Origin of the sequence: Micromonospora sp. NPDC049048 (assembly GCF_043197615.1) — a bacterium.
In the GTDB taxonomy this organism is placed as follows: Bacteria; Actinomycetota; Actinomycetes; order Mycobacteriales; family Micromonosporaceae; genus Micromonospora.
This window is the reverse complement of record NZ_JBICTM010000001.1, coordinates 593,400-607,971: the sequence shown is the minus strand read 5'-3', so window position 1 is coordinate 607,971 and position 14,572 is coordinate 593,400. Positions and strand designations below refer to the sequence as shown.

Here is a 14,572-nt window from a genome sequence, read left to right as displayed (position 1 = left end):
CGGAAGTGACGACGGCGATGCGCGCGGGACCCAGCCAGGACGAGATCCGCCGGCAGAACCTGGGCGCGTTGCTGCGGTACGTGCACGTGCACGGGGCCACCACCCGTGCCGAGCTCACCACCACCCTGGGGCTCAACCGCAGCACCATCGGCGCGCTGACCGCCGACCTGGCCGGCGCCGGGCTGGTCAGCGAGGCGACGCCGAAGGAGACCGGCCGGGCCGGGCGACCGTCGCTGGTCGTCCGGCCCGAGTCGGACCGGGTGCACGCGTACGCGTACAGCATCGAGGTCGACCGGCTGCGGGCCGCGCGGGTCGGTCTCGGCGGCGCGGTGCTCGACCGCCGGGAGCTGGACCGCCCCCGGGGCCTGACCGCCGCGGAGGCCGCCCCGCTGCTGGCGGGGGCCGTCAAGGAGATGCGGCAGAGCGCGCCGGCCGACGCCGTCTGCGTCGGCGCCGGCGTCGCGGTCTGCGGGATGGTCCGCCGCGACGACGGGCTGGTCCGGTTGGGCCCGACCACCGGCTGGGTGGACGAGCCGATCGGTGCGGCGCTCGGCGCCGAGCTGGGCTGCGACGTGCCGGTCACGGTCGGCAACGTGGCCGACGTGGCGGCCTTCGCCGAGCACGCCCGGGGCGCGGCGGCCGGCTGCGACAACGTCATCTACCTGTACGGGGACGTCGGCGTCGGCGCCGGCATCATCGCCGGCGGGCGGCGGCTGACCGGGCACGGCGGTTACGGCGGCGAGGTCGGCCACATGGTGGTCGTCCGCGACGGCGCGCCCTGCGAGTGCGGCTCCCGGGGCTGCTGGGAGACCGAGATCGGCGAGTACGCGCTGCTGCGCGCCGCCGGCCGCTCCGATGCCCGGGGCCGCGACGCGCTGCTGGCCGTCTTCGACGCCGCCGACCGGGGCGACCTGCGGGCACAGACGGCGGTACGCCAGGCTGGCGACTGGCTCGGCTTCGGGGTGGCCAACCTGGTCAACATCTTCAACCCGGAGATGGTCATCTTCGGCGGCAGCATGCGCGACCTCTACCTCGCGTCGGCCGCCCAGGTACGCAGCCGGCTCAACTCGGTCGCCCTGCCGGCCTGCCTGGAACACGTCCGGCTACGTACCCCGAAACTCGGCGACGACGCGGCGCTGATCGGCGCCGCCGAGCTGGCCTTCGAACGCCTGCTCGCCGCCCCCCTCGACGCCGGCTGACCGCCCCCCTGCGATGCCGCGACCGGCGAGCCTCGACGGGGTTCGACGGCGAGCCGGCGACCGCCCCGGCCCGCCCCGGCCCACCCGGCCCGCCTCGGCCCGGCGCACCGGAACAGCGGAGTGCCACCGGCGAGAGCGGCCGGGCCGGGCGCGGCGCGGGCGGCGGCGGCAGCGGGCCGGTGAACCGAACGCTCGGCCTGTCCGTACCAGAGCGCGGGCGGGCGAGGGCGCAGGCGCTGCCCGCCCCGGACCCGTTCGCCACGGACCGAGGAGGCACCACGGACATGGCACCGCTCAGATCCGCCCGTCGCCCACGGGGACACCGCGGTCCCCGCCTGGCGGTGCTGCTCGTCGCCGTCGCCGCCGGGCTCGGGACACTGCCCGTCGTGGCCGCCGCCGCGCCGGGCGGCCAGCAGCTCAACGCGGCCGACGCCGCACTGCTCAACGGGGTGCGCCTGGCCGGGCTCTGGGAGATGCCGGCCGGGCAGATGGCCGCCGAGAAGGGCCAGAGCGCGAAGGTACGCGAGATCGGCGCCGGCATCGCCACCGAACACGAGGAGTTGGACCGGCTCACGGTCGCGGCGGCCAACAAGCTCGGGGCGAGCATCCCCAGCGAGCCGACGGCCGAGCAGAAGGGCTGGCTGACGGAGATGCAGAACGCCTCCGGCGCCCGCTTCGACCAGGTCTTCGTCACCCGGCTCCGGGTCGCCCACGGCAAGATCTTCCCGGTCATCGGGGCGGTCCGCGCCAGCACCCGCGACCCGGTGATCCGCAAGCTCGCCGACGACGCCAACCGGTTCGTCCTGCACCACATGCAGATGCTGGAGAGCACAGGCCTCGTACGCTGGCCGGAGCTGCCGCCGGCCGCCCTGCCCGCGCCCGGCGACGACAGCCTGCTCGCCGCCGCCTCCGCCAACTCCGGCCCGCCGATCGGGGTCAGCAGCACGGTGGTGTGGCTGGTCTTCCTCGCCGCCCTCGGCACGGGCGGCATCGCCACGTACCGCATCCTGCGCCGCACCTGACCGCCGCCGTCCTTCGGCGGGCCTGTCCCGCTGCTGTCTCGGCGGCCCTGCTGGTGCCGGCGCCGCTCACTGCCCTGGCGACTCACGGCGGGCAACCTGACCACTGACGTGACTTCAAGTAGTCATCGCGGGCGTTTCCGCGTCGCCGCCGGCCACCTGCCTCGCCCCCTTTGCTCTGCAGCCATCCACGCACCGGCTACAGCCGGTGGCTGGTGCGTCGGCGGCTGCAGAGCAAAGGGGGCGCGGGGTGAGTCGACCCGCCCGACGGCTCCGCGAAGAAACCGCTGGTCAGGAGGCACGGTGCCGAAACGGCGTCGCTCGCGCTCCAGGGTCCGGCGAAAGTGACTACCGTGCGTGAGAACAAGGCCCTCTCGTCGACCTCGTTGCGGTGAGTAATCACCCGGGCCGCCCGGCCCGGCCACCACCACCGTTCCGGCCCCGCTCGGCGGTCGCGCCGCTAGTCGTTGGCCTCCGGGCCCAGCAGGCGGATCTCCTCGACGTCGAGAACCGCCTGCAACTCGCGCAGGACGATGTCGTCGATCTCGTTGGTGTCCCGCAGCCTGGTGATCTCGCGCCGCTTGTGTTCGAGCACGGCGAGCCGCAGCCGCCGGTCGAGTTCCCGGGCCCGCTCGGCCGAATGGTCGTCGTCGGTGGAGCGGGCGTCGTCGAGGTGCTGCTCGTAGTCCGCCCGGAGCCGGTCCACCGCCTCCGGTCCCGCGCCGATCCGGTCGGCGACCTCGGGCAGCACCGCCAGCGCGGCCTCGGCGGCCCGCCTCCGGGCCAGCCGCAGCTCACCGAGCCGTCGGGTGTCGCCGACCAGCCCCGCCCACCCGACGACTGCGGGCAGCGTGGTGCCCTGGACCAGCATCGTCAGCAGGATGACCACCGCGGTGGTGAAGATGATCAGGTCACGCCCGTGCACGGGCGTGCCGGTGGGCGTGGTCACCGGCACCGCGAGGGCGGCCGCGAGGGAGACCGCGCCCCGGAACCCGGCCCACCCGGCCGCCGTACGCACCCGCCAGTTGACCCGCTCGTCCTGCTGTGCCGCCCGGCGGTCCACGACGAGGAAGGCGAAGGCCGCCAGGTGGATCCACAGCATCCGGGTCAGCACGACCACGCCGGTCACCACCACCGCGATGGTCAGGGCCCGCGTCACCGACAGGCCGGTCACACTGCGCAGGGCGCGCGGGATCTGCATCCCGAGGAGTACGAAGAGCCCACCGTTGATCAGGAACGTGGTGAGGTCCCAGAAGCCGAGCGCCAGCACCCGGGATCGGGCCCGGATGACCCGGGGAGCGGCGTACGACAGCATGAGGCCCGCGACCACCACCGCCAGGACGCCGCTGGCCTGCACGAACTCGGCGAGGAGGAACGCGACGAACGGCGTGAGCACGCTCAGCGCGCCCTCACGCAGCGGGTCGTCGAGGCGCCGCCGGAGCAGGATCACCAGGCCACCGACCAGCAGGCCCGCGGCGACACCACCGACCGACGCGAGGACGAACCGCTCGGTCAGCCCGAGCAGCCCCGGCTCGGTGCCGCCCACGATCAGGCCCAGCCCGACGGAGAAGAGCACCAGGGCCGTACCGTCGTTGATCAGGCTCTCGGCGTGCAGGGTGGTCAGGATCCGGCGCGGCATCCGCTTGGCCAGGCCGGCAACCGCCGCCGCGTCGGTCGGCGCGAGCACCGCGCCCAGCACCCAGGCGGCGGCCGGGTCGACGCCGAACCGCTGCGACACGAGCGACACCGCGACCATCGTCGCCACGACCAGCCCCACGGCGAGCAACGTGATCGCGAGGAGATTCGTGCGGATCTCGCGGAGGCTGGTGGTGATGCTCTCCTTGTAGAGGATCGCCGGCAGGAACAGCAGCAGCACCACGTCGGGCTCCAGCACCACGTGCGACAGCGGCGGCAGGAGCGCGAGCAACGCGCCCATCGTGATGAGCAGGACCGGAGGCGCGACGCTGTACCGCCCGCCGAGGGTCGTGCCGACCAGCACCGTGACGCCCAGCACCACGATCAGTTCGAGACCACCCACGTCGCACCCCCGTCACCGGCCGACGCCGTGGTGACGGGAGCGCGCCGGTCGCCTGCCGCTTCACCATCGTGGTACGGCGGTCCGGCGCGGCACCCTCGAACCCGGAAACAGGCACCCCGTCCGCCGGCAGCAACCGCGACGGCCCGGACACGACGCGCCGCGCCGCGCCGCGCGTCAGGAGGCGGTGCCGTGCCAGGAACGCCAGAGGGCCGCGTAGGAGCCGTCGGCCGCGACCAGCTCGTCGTGCGAGCCGATCTCGGCGATCCGGCCGTCCTCCACCACCGCGACCCGGTCGGCGTCGTGCGCCGAGAAGAGGCGGTGCGCGATGGCCACGACCGTACGGCCCGCGAGGACGGCCGCGAGGGAACGCTCCAGGTGACGGGCGGCACGGGGGTCGATCAACGAGGTGGCCTCGTCCAGCACCAGGGTGTGCGGGTCGGCCAGCACCAGCCGGGCCAGCGCCAACTGCTGCGCCTGCGCGGGCGACAGCGGATGACCGCCGGCGCCCACCGTCGTGTCCAGCCCGTCGGGCAGCCCGTCGGCCCAGTCGAGCGCGTCGACGGCGGCCAGTGCCGACCGCACGGCCGCCTCGTCGGCATCCGGTCGCACCATCGCCACGTTCTCCCTGAGCGTGCCGATGAAGACGTGGTGTTCCTGGGTGACCAGGGCGACGTGCGTACGCAGTTCGGCCAGGGGCAACTCGTCGAGCCGCCGACCGGCCACGGTGACCGAGCCGGTACGGGGCGCGTGCACCCCGGCGAGCAGCCGCCCGAGGGTGGACTTGCCGGCGCCCGAGGGACCCACCATGGCCAGCTTCTCCCCCGGCTCCGGCACCAGGGTCACGCCGTGCAGCACGTCCCGGCCCTCCCGGTACGCGTACCGGACGTCCCGGGCGGCGAGGCGCCGGTCCCCCGCTGGCGGAGGAGCGGCCGGGGCCGGGGAACCACCAGCGGACGGGGCCGGTGCGCCGACAGGCGGGGCCGGTGCCCCGGGCGGCGGGTCGGCGTCGGCCACCCCGAGCAGGCGGGCCATCGAGGCGCCGCCGACCTGCAACTCGTCCAGCCAGGAGAGCAGCCGGTCGACCGGGTCGATCAGTTGCTGCACGTAGAGCGTGGCGGCGGTGACCTCGCCGAGGCTCACCCAGCCCTTCAGGTAGAACCAGCCCCCGATGATCAGCGTGGCCACCACCGGCAGCACGTAGCCGATCTCGGCGATCGGGAAGAACACCGTACGCAGCCGCAGGGTGTAGCGCTCGGCCGCGTACGACCGACGGATGTCGGCGTCGGTGCGGGCCCGGCGGCGCGCCTGCTGCCGCAGCGCCTCCGTGGTCTGCGAACCCTCGAACGTCTCGCTGATGCCGTCCGTGATGTCGGAGTAGGCGGCGTTCTCCCGCAGGTAGCCGTCCGGGGCGCGGCGCAGGTACCAGCGGGTGCCGGCCCACAGCAGCGGCACCGCGAGCAGGCAGGGCAGCGCGAACAGCGGATCGACCAGGAGCAGCGCGCCGACGATGAAGCAGCCGGTGACGACCGCGATCAGCGTCTCCGGCACCGCCAGCCGGACCGTCCTCGACAGCGCGGAGACGTCCCGGGACGTCCGGGTGAGCAGGTCGCCCGTGCCGGCCCGTTCCACGGTGGCCAGCGGCAACGCCAGGATCCGGTCGACGAACTCCTCGCGCAGCTCGGCCAGCACCCGCTCGCCGAGCCGGGCCGACGCCAGGTGGGCGAAGCGGATCAGCACCGACTGCACCAGCACGAAGCCGGCGATCAGGAGGGCGATCCGGTCGACGGTGACGCCCGACGTGCCCCGGGAGATCCCCTCGACCAGGTCGCCGAGCAGCCATGGTGCGACCAGGCCGGCCGCGGCGGCCAGCGCGTGCAGGCCGAGCGCGACCCCGAGCGCCCTCGGGTGCCGGCGGACGAGCGTGTGGGCGTAGCGGCGCACCTGGCGCGCGTCGGCGACGGGCAGCTCGGTGGCCATCAGTCCTCCCCCCGGCTGACCGTCGCCCGGTAGCGCGGCTCGCCGTCGAGCAGTGCGGAGTGCGGGCCCTCGGCCACCACCTTGCCGTCCTCCACGAAGATCACGTGGTCGGCGCGGTGCAGCACGAGCGGGCTGGTGGTGCAGACCAGGGTGGTCCGGCCCGCCCGGGCCGCGCCGAGCCGGTCGGCGATGCGGGCCTCGGTGTGCGCGTCCACGGCGCTCGTCGGCTCCACCAGCAGCAGGGTCTCCGGGTCGGCGACCAGCGCCCGGGCCAGCCGCAGCCGCTGCTGCTGGCCGCCGGAGAACTCCCGGCCGCGCTCGGCGACCGCGCTGTCCAGCCCGTCGGGCAGCGCCTCGACGATGTCGGTCGCGCTCGCCGCCGCCAGCGCCGCCGCGATCGCCGCGTCGTCGGCCCGGTCCCGCGGGTCCAGCTCCGCGCGGAGCGGGCCGGTGAACAGGTGCGCGTCGTTGTCGGCCACCAGGATCCGCTCCCGCACCGTCGCCAGCGCCACCTCCCGCAGCGGTACGCCGTGCAGCGTCGCGTCCGAGTCGGCGTACCGGCCGAGGCGGTCCACGATCGCCACCGCGTCCTCGGGTGCGCTCGCGGCGAGCGCGGTGAACCGGCCCGGTCGTACGGTCACGCCGGAGGCCACGTCGACCAGCTCGCCTGGACCGTCCGGCAGGGTGGCCGGGTCGGTCGGGTCGGTCAGCTCCGGGGTGAGTCGCAGCAGCCGCACCACCCGCCGGGCGGCGACGTGCCCCCGGGTCAGCTTGTCCACCGCCTCGGTGAGCTGCCGCAGCGGGCTGACCAGGAACGCGGTGTAGCCGTAGAACGCCACGAGCTGACCGGCGCTGATGTCGCCGCGCAGCGCGAACCGGGCGCCGAGCCAGGTCACCAGCACCAGGAACGCCCCCGGGAGCAGCACCTGGGCGGCCTCCAGCAGCGACTCGATGCGGGCCACCCGCAGGCCGTCGGCGCGCAGCGCCTGCGACCGTGCCCGGTAGCGGCCGGAGAGCACCGGCTCGCCGCCGACGCCGCGCAGCACCCGCAGCCCGGAGACGATGTCGCCGGCCCGGGCGGTCAGCGCCCCCTCCGAGTCCCGGTACGCCTGCTGCTGCCGGTGCAGCGGGCGGATGAGCAGTCCGACGACCGCCATCAGCAGCGGCACCCCGAGCACCACGACCAGCCCGAGCGGCACGGAGGCGCTGAGCAGGATCACCCCCACGGTGACGATGGCCACGATCGCGCCGGTGCCCCGGGCGGTGATGTCGATGGCCGAACCGATCTGGCTGATATCGGCCGTACCGATGCTCACCACCTCGCCGGCGGAGACCCGGCGGGGCAGCGCGGCACCGAGCCGGTTCGCCGCGTCCACGGTCAACTGCACCGTCCGGTACGCCCCGGCGAGGAAGTTGTACACCGCGCAGCGGTGTCGCAGGATCCCCGCGACCGTCTGGAGCGCGCCCAGCCCGAGCAGCACCAGTCCCCAGGTGAGCAGCACGCCCTCGTCCCGGCGGGTGAGCCCGTCGACGGCCCGGCCGATGGCCGCCGGCACCAGCGCCTGGGCGACCATCCAGACGACGCCCAGCAGGATCCCGACGGTGAGCAGCACCTTGTGCCGCCCGGCCAGCCACCAGAGGTAGCGGGTCGCCGAGCGGATGTCGGGTACGCCGGGGTCCCCGGCCGGTGAGGAGCGCATGGGCCACCGACGCTAGGTGCCGGGCCGACCGTCCCGCCAACCATTTACCGCGTACGCCGTGCCGTGGCTCACGTTCCGGTCTCGTCCCGCCCGGCCGGACCGATTCAGCGGTCGACCTGGGTGAAGTCCCACGAGTGCGCCGGGCGGGCCAGCAACGTCGGCGGCGGCTCCGGCAGCGGGCGCGGGTTGCTGCGCCACTTGGAGATCACCACCACGCGGTGGTCGGTGGAGGAGAACACCTCGCTGGACAGGTGCATCGGGTCGTGCTCGAACTCCGGCAGCGCGGTGTCGCAGACCCAGGTGATCAGGTCCGCGACGCCGTACGGCTCCGCCCGCGCCTCCCACATCCGCACGATCACGTCAGCCGTCCTCGGGGTTCACACGCTGACCGTGGTCAGCGGCATGGCGGAATCGGCGGGCAGGTCCAGTCGGCTCGGCGCGACACCCGCGGCGACCAGGTGCGAGCCGAGGGCGGCGACCATCGCGCCGTTGTCGGTGCAGAGCCCGGGTCGGGGCACCCGGACCCGGATGCCGTCCCTGGCGGCGCGGTGCTCGGCCATCGCCCGCAGCCGGGAGTTGGCCGCCACGCCCCCGCCGATCACCAGCGTCTCGACGCCGTTGGCCCGGCAGGCGTCCAACGCCTTGCGCACCAGCACGTCGCAGACCGCCTCCTGGAACGACGCGGCCACGTCGGCGACCGGCACCGGCTCGCCGGCCCGCTGCCGCGCCTCGACCCAGCGGGCCACCGCCGTCTTCAAGCCCGAGAAGGAGAAGTCGTAGCGGTGGGCGGCCAGATCCTTGGCGGCCGTCAGGCCGCGCGGGAAGCCGATGGCGGCCGGGTCGCCGGCCCGGGCCTCCCGGTCGATGTACGGGCCGCCGGGGAACGGCAGCCCGAGCAGCCGGGCCACCTTGTCGAACGCCTCGCCGGCCGCGTCGTCGATGGTGGCGCCGAGCGGGGTGACGCCCCGGGCCAGGTCGTCGACGAGCAGCAGGGAGGAGTGCCCGCCGGAGACCAGCAGGGCGATCGCCGGCTCGGGCAGCGGGCCGTGTTCCAGGGTGTCCACGGCGACGTGCGCGGCGAGATGGTTGACGCCGTAGACCGGCTTCTCGGCGGCGATCGCGTAGCCCTTCGCGGCGGCCACCCCGACCAGCAGCGCGCCGGCCAGCCCCGGCCCGGAGGTGACCGCGATCGCGTCGATGTCGGCGAGGGTCACCCCCGCCTCCTTCAACGCCCGGTCCATGGTCGGCACGATGGCCTCCAGGTGGGCCCGGCTGGCCACCTCCGGCACGACGCCGCCGAAGCGGGCGTGCTGCTCGACGCTGGAGGCGAGCGCGTCGGCCAGCAGGGTGTGCCCGCGTACGATGCCGACCCCGGTCTCGTCGCAGGAGGTCTCGATGCCGAGGATCAGGGGTTCGTCAGTCATCGCTCACATCCTGCCGGCGCTGCATGACCAGCGCGTCGGTGTTGCTCGGTTGGTAGTAGCCGCGCCGTACGCCGATGGGCTCGAAGCCGTACGTCGCGTAGAGCTTCTGGGCGGGGGCGTTGTCCGCCGCGACCTCCAGCAGGACGCTGCGGACGCCGAGCCGGGCGGCCTCGGCGAGCAGCGCCTCCAGCAGGAGCCGGCCGACACCGCGCCGCTGGGCGTCCCGGCGCACCGCGATGTTCTGCACCCACGCCTCCTCGGGCGGGGTCGCGGTCAGCCCGGCGTAGCCGAGCACGGTGCCGTCGTCGCCCGTGGCGACCAGGTAGAAGTGCCCGTTGGCCAGCTCGTTCCAGAACATCGCCGCCGACCACTGCTCGGCGCCGAACAGGTCCGCCTCCATCGGCAGCACGTCGTCGACGTGCCACCACCGGAACCGCTCCAACCGGACCGTCACGGCAGGCCCTCGGCTCGCGACTGCGGGGCTCGCAAAACCCGCTCACTCCTCGCGCTCACGGTAGGACGGGCTTTCGGGCCGTCGCCGCCACCGCGTCCGGACGGCGCAGGTAGAGCGGGGTGAGCGCCTCGGAGGGGGCGCCGGCCCGGATGCGCTCGGCGGCCAGGGTCGCCAGCACGTCGGCGTCCGGGTAGCGGGGCTCGTCCCGCACGGGCAGGCCGAGCGTGTCCGCGTACCGGTGCGCGCCGTCACCCACCGCGACCGTCACGGCCAGGTCGCGGGCGCGCTCGGCGGCGACCGCCGGCGTGGAGACCTCCGGCCCGACGATCCGCTGGCCGGCGCCGTCGTAGACCGCCCAGTATATCTCCCGGCGGCGCGCGTCGCTCGCCGCCAGCACCGGCTCGCCGGCGGCTGCCGGGTGGCCGATGGCGTCCAGCGAGCAGACGCCGTACGTCGGGACGCCCAGCACCTGGCCGATGGTGGCGGCGGTGACCAGTCCCACCCGCAGCCCGGTGAACGGGCCGGGGCCGAGCCCGGCGACGATCGCGCCCAGGTCGGCGGGGCGGGCGCCGGCCTCGGCGAGCACGGCGTCGACCTGCGGCGCGAGCAGTTCACCGTGGGCGCGGGCGTCGACCGTGCGACGGTGCGCACGGGTCGCCACGCCCTCCGCCGTGACCTCCGCCAGCGCCGCGGTCACCGCGGGGGTCGAGCTGTCCACCACCAGTACGAGCACGGTGAGCCAGCCTAGTCGCCCCCGTCGTCACCCCCGGTCACGCCCCGGCCGGCGGGGCGGGCCGGCGGAGTCAGCTCGGGGTGCGGAACTTGCGCAGGAAACCTGGCAGCAGCCAGGGACGCCGGCCGCTGACGCGTACCTTGCCGGTGAGCACCGCCCGGGCTCGGCTGACCCGGCCGAACATCATCAGGTTGAGCGTGCCGGGGTCGTGGTCGATCCGGGCGTCCGCCGGGGCGTCGGGGTCGGCGAACGTCATCCGCCCCCGGTGCAGCATGAGCCGGACCGGGTCCGCGTACGCCGAACGGAACTCGACCACGACCGGGCGCTCGCTCGGCGGCGCACCGCCGTCGATGAGCCGCCCGTAGCCGTGCCGGACCACCCCGGCCAGGAACAGCTCCATGAACAGCGCGGCGTCCCGGCCGGGCAGCGACCACGGCCGCCGGGCGACGCGAGCCACGTCGTGACCGTGGATGAGCAGCTCGTTGACCAGGTGCGCGCAGAGGCCGGCCAGGGGTACCCGGGCGCCACCGAGCCAGGGCACCGTCTCGTCGGGGCGCCGGTGGTCGCAGGCGGCGAGGAGCTGCCCGACGTCGGCCCGCAGCCGGTCGGCCAGAGCCTGCGGCTCGCGCTCGGTGAGGTGCCGCAGCAGCACGTCGTTGAAGTCCGCCACCGTGTCGACGGTGATGTCGGGCAACTGCCGGTGCAGGCCCGGCACCGGCAGGGGCGGATGCCCGGGGTCCACCAGGCAGACGTAGTACCAGGCGAGGGAGCCCACGTGGGCCAGCGTGTCGGTCACCGACCAGTGGGCGGTGGCCATCGCGTGCGGCGGGGTGGCGCGGACCAGGTCGAGGAAGCGGTCCGTCTGCTCCGCCAACGCCGTCCGCGCCACCCGCCACCGCTGTTCGCTGACCGTCGCCGCCATCGCCGCCTCCCGGCTCGCGTCGCTGCTCGGCGAGGTCGGCACCGCCACGGCGTACGCGCCGACCGACCGCTCGCAGCACAGGCTACAACGGACGGTCAGCGCGCCGTCACCGCGAAAGTGCCCTGTTGTCAGCCGGCGGAACGCTCCCAGTCGACCGTGGGCAGGCCGGCGTCGGCGAGCGCCTTGTTGGCCGCGCTGAACGGGCGGCTGCCCAGGAAGCCGCGCGGGTTCATCGGGCTGGGGTGCCCGGCCTCCAGCACCACGTGCTGCGGGTTGGTGACCAGGGCGGCCTTCTTGCGCGCGTAGCCGCCCCAGAGCAGGAAGACCACGCGGGAGTCCATGGCGTCGAGCGCCCGGATGGTGGCGTCGGTGAACTCCTCCCAGCCACGGTTGGCGTGCGAGCCGGGCGTCGCCTCGCGGACGGTGAGCACGGAGTTGAGCAGCAGCACGCCCTGCGCCGCCCAGCCGCTGAGGTTGCCGCCGCGCGGCTTCGGCACGCCGAGGTCCTCGCCCAGCTCCTTGAAGACGTTGCGCAGCGACGGCGGCACGCTCACGCCCTCGCGCACGCTGAAGCTGAGCCCGTGCGCCTGCCCCGCCTTGTGGTAGGGATCCTGCCCGAGGATCAGCACCCGGCAGTCGGCCGGCGCGCAGAGCCGGTAGGCCGAGAAGAGGTCCTCGACCGGCGGAAAGACGGTGCGGGTCGCGTACTCCCCCGCGACGAACGCGGCCAACTCGGCGGTGCGGGCCGAGTCGAGGTGCGGGGTGAGCACGGCACGCCAGTCCTCCGGCAGCAGCGCCAGCAGGTCCAGGGTGGGGGCGGCGTCGGGCATCGGCAACCTTTCGTAGTCGATCGCCACCTTCATACCAGTGGCAACCGACATCCCTTGACACCGCGCGGTCAGGCGCTGGGCCGGATCGTCCGCACGCGTGGGCCACCCGGGCCGCGACGCGGTCGACGGACGGGGGCGACGCGGTCGGCGAGCGGGGGCGGCCGACGGGGGCGGCACGGTCGACGGGGCGGGCGCGACGCGTCGCTTGGCCGGCGTCGACGCGGGATCGACCAGCAATAGTTACCGTAGCGTAACTTACCGGCTGGTCACCTGCGGCTCGGGGCGCTGCTAGCTTGCATCCACCTCCATCCATGCTCATGAGGAGCGATCTGTGAGCCGCAGGATCCCCCGTCCCTGTTCCACCCCCGACCCCACACACCCGACGGCCCCCGGCACCCGACTGCGGGCGACCAGCATGCGCACCCTGGCCGTCGCGGCGGCAACGGCAGTCTGCCTGGGCGTCTCCGGCGTACCGGCCGCCGCCGACGCGTCGGCACCCGTGGTCTCCCGCGGCGTGACGATCCCCGTCTTCTACAACCCGCCCGCCGAACTGCCCGCCACCAACGGCGCACTGATCCGCAGCGAGCCGCTGCCGCTCGGCCTGAGCATCCCCGGCCTGGACGGTCGCCCGATGCCGGGCACGGCGACCCGACTGATGTACCGGTCCACCGACTCCAACGGCCAGGCTGTCGGCGTGACCGGTGCCTACATCGAACCGTGGGCGTCGTGGCGGGGCACCGGCCCGCGCCCGCTCGTGGCCGTCGCCTCCGGCACCGTGGGGCAGGGCGACCAGTGCGCGCCCTCGATGGCGTTGCAGTATCCGCTGACCCTGCGCGGCGACACCGTGTCGGTCGGCTACGAGGCCCTGGCCATCTACCGCCTCCTCTCGACCGGCGCGGCGGTCGTCGTCACCGACTACGTCGGTCTGGGCGCCACCGACCGGCTGCACACCTACGTCAACCGCCTCGACCAGGGGCACGCCCTGCTGGATGCGGCCCGCGCCGCACGTGCCGTGCCGGGGGCATCGGTCACCCGTGACTCACGCGTCGGCCTGTACGGCTACAGCCAGGGGGGCGGCGCCAGCGCGGCGGCCGCGGAACTGCAGCCCACGTACGCACCGGACGTGCCGCTGGCCGGCACCTACGTCGGCGCCCCGCCCGCCGACCTGACCGCGGTCCTCAAGGGCATCGACGGCAGCGCCCTCGCCGGCGCGCTGGGCTGGTCGATGAACGGCTTCGCCCAGTCCGACCCGGCCCTGCGCGACGTCGTCGAGGCGAACATCAACACCACCGGCAGGGCGGCGCTGAAGGACATGTCGACCATGTGCGTCGGCGACGCGCTCTTCGGCTACGGCTTCACGAAGAGCAACAAGTGGACCATCAGCGGCAGGTCCCTCGGCGAGGTCATCGCGGCCTCCCCCCAGGCGCAGGCGGCCCTCGACAGGCAGCGCATCGGCACGCTGAAGCCCGCCGGCCCGGTACGCCTGGCGGCCGGCGTCCAGGACGACATCGTTCCCTACCGGCAGTCCCGCCAGCTGGCCGTCGACTGGTGCCGCAAGGGCGCCAACGTCACCTACGAGGCCATCAGCCTGCCGAACCTCGGGGACAAGATCCTCACCAACCACCTGGTGCCGCTCATCACCGACCAGGGCAATGCCGTGTCCTGGATGGCCGACCGCCTCGGGGGCAGGACGGCCCACTCCAACTGCTGGACGATGCCCCTCCAGCCCTAGGCGTTCCCGCCGGCCGGCTCGGCGGCGCTCGTCGACCGGGGCCCCGCCTCGGTCAGCGCAGCGTCGCCAGCCGCCGCGCCCAGTCGCCGCCGACCGGCTCCAGCTCGACCACCCGGGTGTCGTCGTCGCGCCGGTCGAGGCGTACCCGCAGGTGGGCGTCGACCAACTGTTCGACCAGGCCCTCGCCCCACTCCACGACGGTCACCGAGTCGTCCACCGAGGCGTCCAGGTCGAGGTCGTCGATCTCGGCACGCGGGTCGGCGGCGTCCCCCAGCCGGTACGCGTCGGCGTGCACCAGCGCCACCGTGCCGCCCCGGGCCGGGTCGGGCCGGTGCACCCGGGCGATCACGAAGGTGGGCGAGGTGACGTCCCCGAGCACCCCGAGCCCGGCCCCGATGCCCCGGGTCAGCGCGGTCTTGCCGGCGCCGAGCGGCCCGGTCAGCAGCAGCAGGTCGCCGGCACGCAGCAGCCCGGCCAACCGCCGCCCGAACTCGTGGGTGTCGTCGACCGTCGGCAGCTTCACGACGTGACTCACAGCGCCTCG

13 protein-coding genes are annotated in these 14,572 nt (G+C 74.6%); 3 read left to right on the top strand and 10 right to left on the bottom strand.

Going from position 1 to position 14,572, the window contains the following annotated elements; genetic code table 11:
* The first annotated feature begins 17 nt into the window (after positions 1–17).
* Positions 18–1,199 (top strand): ROK family protein, encoded by a 1,182-nt coding sequence (locus ACGFIG_RS02930; protein ID WP_392998534.1) that lies wholly within the window; start codon positions 18–20, stop codon positions 1,197–1,199.
* Positions 1,200–1,483: 284 nt separating this feature from the next.
* Positions 1,484–2,221 carry a DUF4142 domain-containing protein gene (locus ACGFIG_RS02925; RefSeq protein ID WP_392998532.1) on the top strand — a complete coding sequence of 246 codons (738 nt, stop codon included), beginning with the start codon at positions 1,484–1,486 and terminating at the stop codon, positions 2,219–2,221.
* Positions 2,222–2,678: 457 nt separating this feature from the next.
* Here the strand turns inward: ACGFIG_RS02925 and ACGFIG_RS02920 are convergent, their stop codons facing one another.
* The 9 genes from ACGFIG_RS02920 to ung all read right to left on the bottom strand — a co-directional run bounded on the left by ACGFIG_RS02920 (position 2,679) and on the right by ung (position 12,296).
* Complete coding sequence (locus ACGFIG_RS02920; protein WP_392998530.1) at positions 2,679–4,256, bottom strand: Na+/H+ antiporter; 1,578 nt, start codon at positions 4,254–4,256, stop codon at positions 2,679–2,681.
* A gap of 174 nt (positions 4,257–4,430) precedes the next feature.
* Positions 4,431–6,233 carry an ABC transporter ATP-binding protein gene (locus tag ACGFIG_RS02915; protein WP_392998528.1) on the bottom strand — a complete coding sequence of 601 codons (1,803 nt, stop codon included), beginning with the start codon at positions 6,231–6,233 and terminating at the stop codon, positions 4,431–4,433.
* On the bottom strand, positions 6,233–7,933 hold the full coding sequence (locus ACGFIG_RS02910; RefSeq protein WP_392998526.1) for an ABC transporter transmembrane domain-containing protein: 1,701 nt from the start codon (positions 7,931–7,933) through the stop codon (positions 6,233–6,235). The genes ACGFIG_RS02915 and ACGFIG_RS02910 overlap by 1 nt, the downstream gene beginning before the upstream one ends.
* A 104-nt stretch (positions 7,934–8,037) precedes the next feature.
* Positions 8,038–8,292: a hypothetical protein gene (locus ACGFIG_RS02905; protein WP_392998524.1), complete on the bottom strand. Its 255-nt coding sequence runs from the start codon at positions 8,290–8,292 to the stop codon at positions 8,038–8,040.
* 18 nt (positions 8,293–8,310) lie between these two features.
* The gene (tsaD, locus tag ACGFIG_RS02900) at positions 8,311–9,357 is read right to left on the bottom strand and encodes a tRNA (adenosine(37)-N6)-threonylcarbamoyltransferase complex transferase subunit TsaD (protein WP_392998522.1); all 1,047 of its coding nucleotides are present in this window, start codon (positions 9,355–9,357) and stop codon (positions 8,311–8,313) included.
* Positions 9,350–9,811, bottom strand: coding sequence for a ribosomal protein S18-alanine N-acetyltransferase (gene rimI / locus ACGFIG_RS02895; RefSeq protein ID WP_392998520.1), 462 nt, complete (start codon positions 9,809–9,811; stop codon positions 9,350–9,352). Before rimI ends, tsaD begins: the two co-directional genes overlap by 8 nt.
* Positions 9,812–9,866: 55 nt before the next feature.
* Positions 9,867–10,544 (bottom strand): tRNA (adenosine(37)-N6)-threonylcarbamoyltransferase complex dimerization subunit type 1 TsaB, encoded by a 678-nt coding sequence (tsaB, locus tag ACGFIG_RS02890; RefSeq protein WP_392998518.1) that lies wholly within the window; start codon positions 10,542–10,544, stop codon positions 9,867–9,869.
* A 70-nt stretch (positions 10,545–10,614) separates the two neighbouring features.
* A complete protein-coding gene (locus tag ACGFIG_RS02885) occupies positions 10,615–11,508 on the bottom strand; it encodes a hypothetical protein (protein ID WP_392998516.1) in 894 nt (297 codons plus the stop codon).
* Positions 11,509–11,594: 86 nt separating this feature from the next.
* A complete protein-coding gene (ung, locus tag ACGFIG_RS02880) occupies positions 11,595–12,296 on the bottom strand; it encodes a uracil-DNA glycosylase (protein ID WP_392999400.1) in 702 nt (233 codons plus the stop codon).
* 331 nt (positions 12,297–12,627) lie between these two features.
* On the opposite strand from ung, the gene ACGFIG_RS02875 reads away from it, so the two are divergent.
* Positions 12,628–14,028 carry a lipase family protein gene (locus ACGFIG_RS02875; RefSeq protein WP_392998514.1) on the top strand — a complete coding sequence of 467 codons (1,401 nt, stop codon included), beginning with the start codon at positions 12,628–12,630 and terminating at the stop codon, positions 14,026–14,028.
* Positions 14,029–14,080: 52 nt separating this feature from the next.
* On the opposite strand, the gene tsaE is transcribed toward ACGFIG_RS02875, so the two are convergent.
* Entirely contained in the window at positions 14,081–14,563 is a 483-nt protein-coding gene (gene tsaE / locus ACGFIG_RS02870; protein ID WP_392998512.1) for a tRNA (adenosine(37)-N6)-threonylcarbamoyltransferase complex ATPase subunit type 1 TsaE, read from the bottom strand.
* Positions 14,564–14,572: the final 9 nt, after the last annotated feature.

What these genes read in the sequence shown, in the direction of transcription:
- ACGFIG_RS02915 (WP_392998528.1), bottom strand. Translation starts at nt 6,233, where the DNA reads ATGGCCACCGAGCTGCCCGTCGCCGACGCGCGCCAGGTGCGCCGCTAC.
- ACGFIG_RS02910 (WP_392998526.1), bottom strand. Translation starts at nt 7,933, where the DNA reads ATGCGCTCCTCACCGGCCGGGGACCCCGGCGTACCCGACATCCGCTCG.
- ACGFIG_RS02925 (WP_392998532.1), top strand. Translation starts at nt 1,484, where the DNA reads ATGGCACCGCTCAGATCCGCCCGTCGCCCACGGGGACACCGCGGTCCC.
- tsaD (WP_392998522.1), bottom strand. Translation starts at nt 9,357, where the DNA reads ATGACTGACGAACCCCTGATCCTCGGCATCGAGACCTCCTGCGACGAG.
- ung (WP_392999400.1), bottom strand. Translation starts at nt 12,296, where the DNA reads ATGCCCGACGCCGCCCCCACCCTGGACCTGCTGGCGCTGCTGCCGGAG.
- ACGFIG_RS02930 (WP_392998534.1), top strand. Translation starts at nt 18, where the DNA reads ATGCGCGCGGGACCCAGCCAGGACGAGATCCGCCGGCAGAACCTGGGC.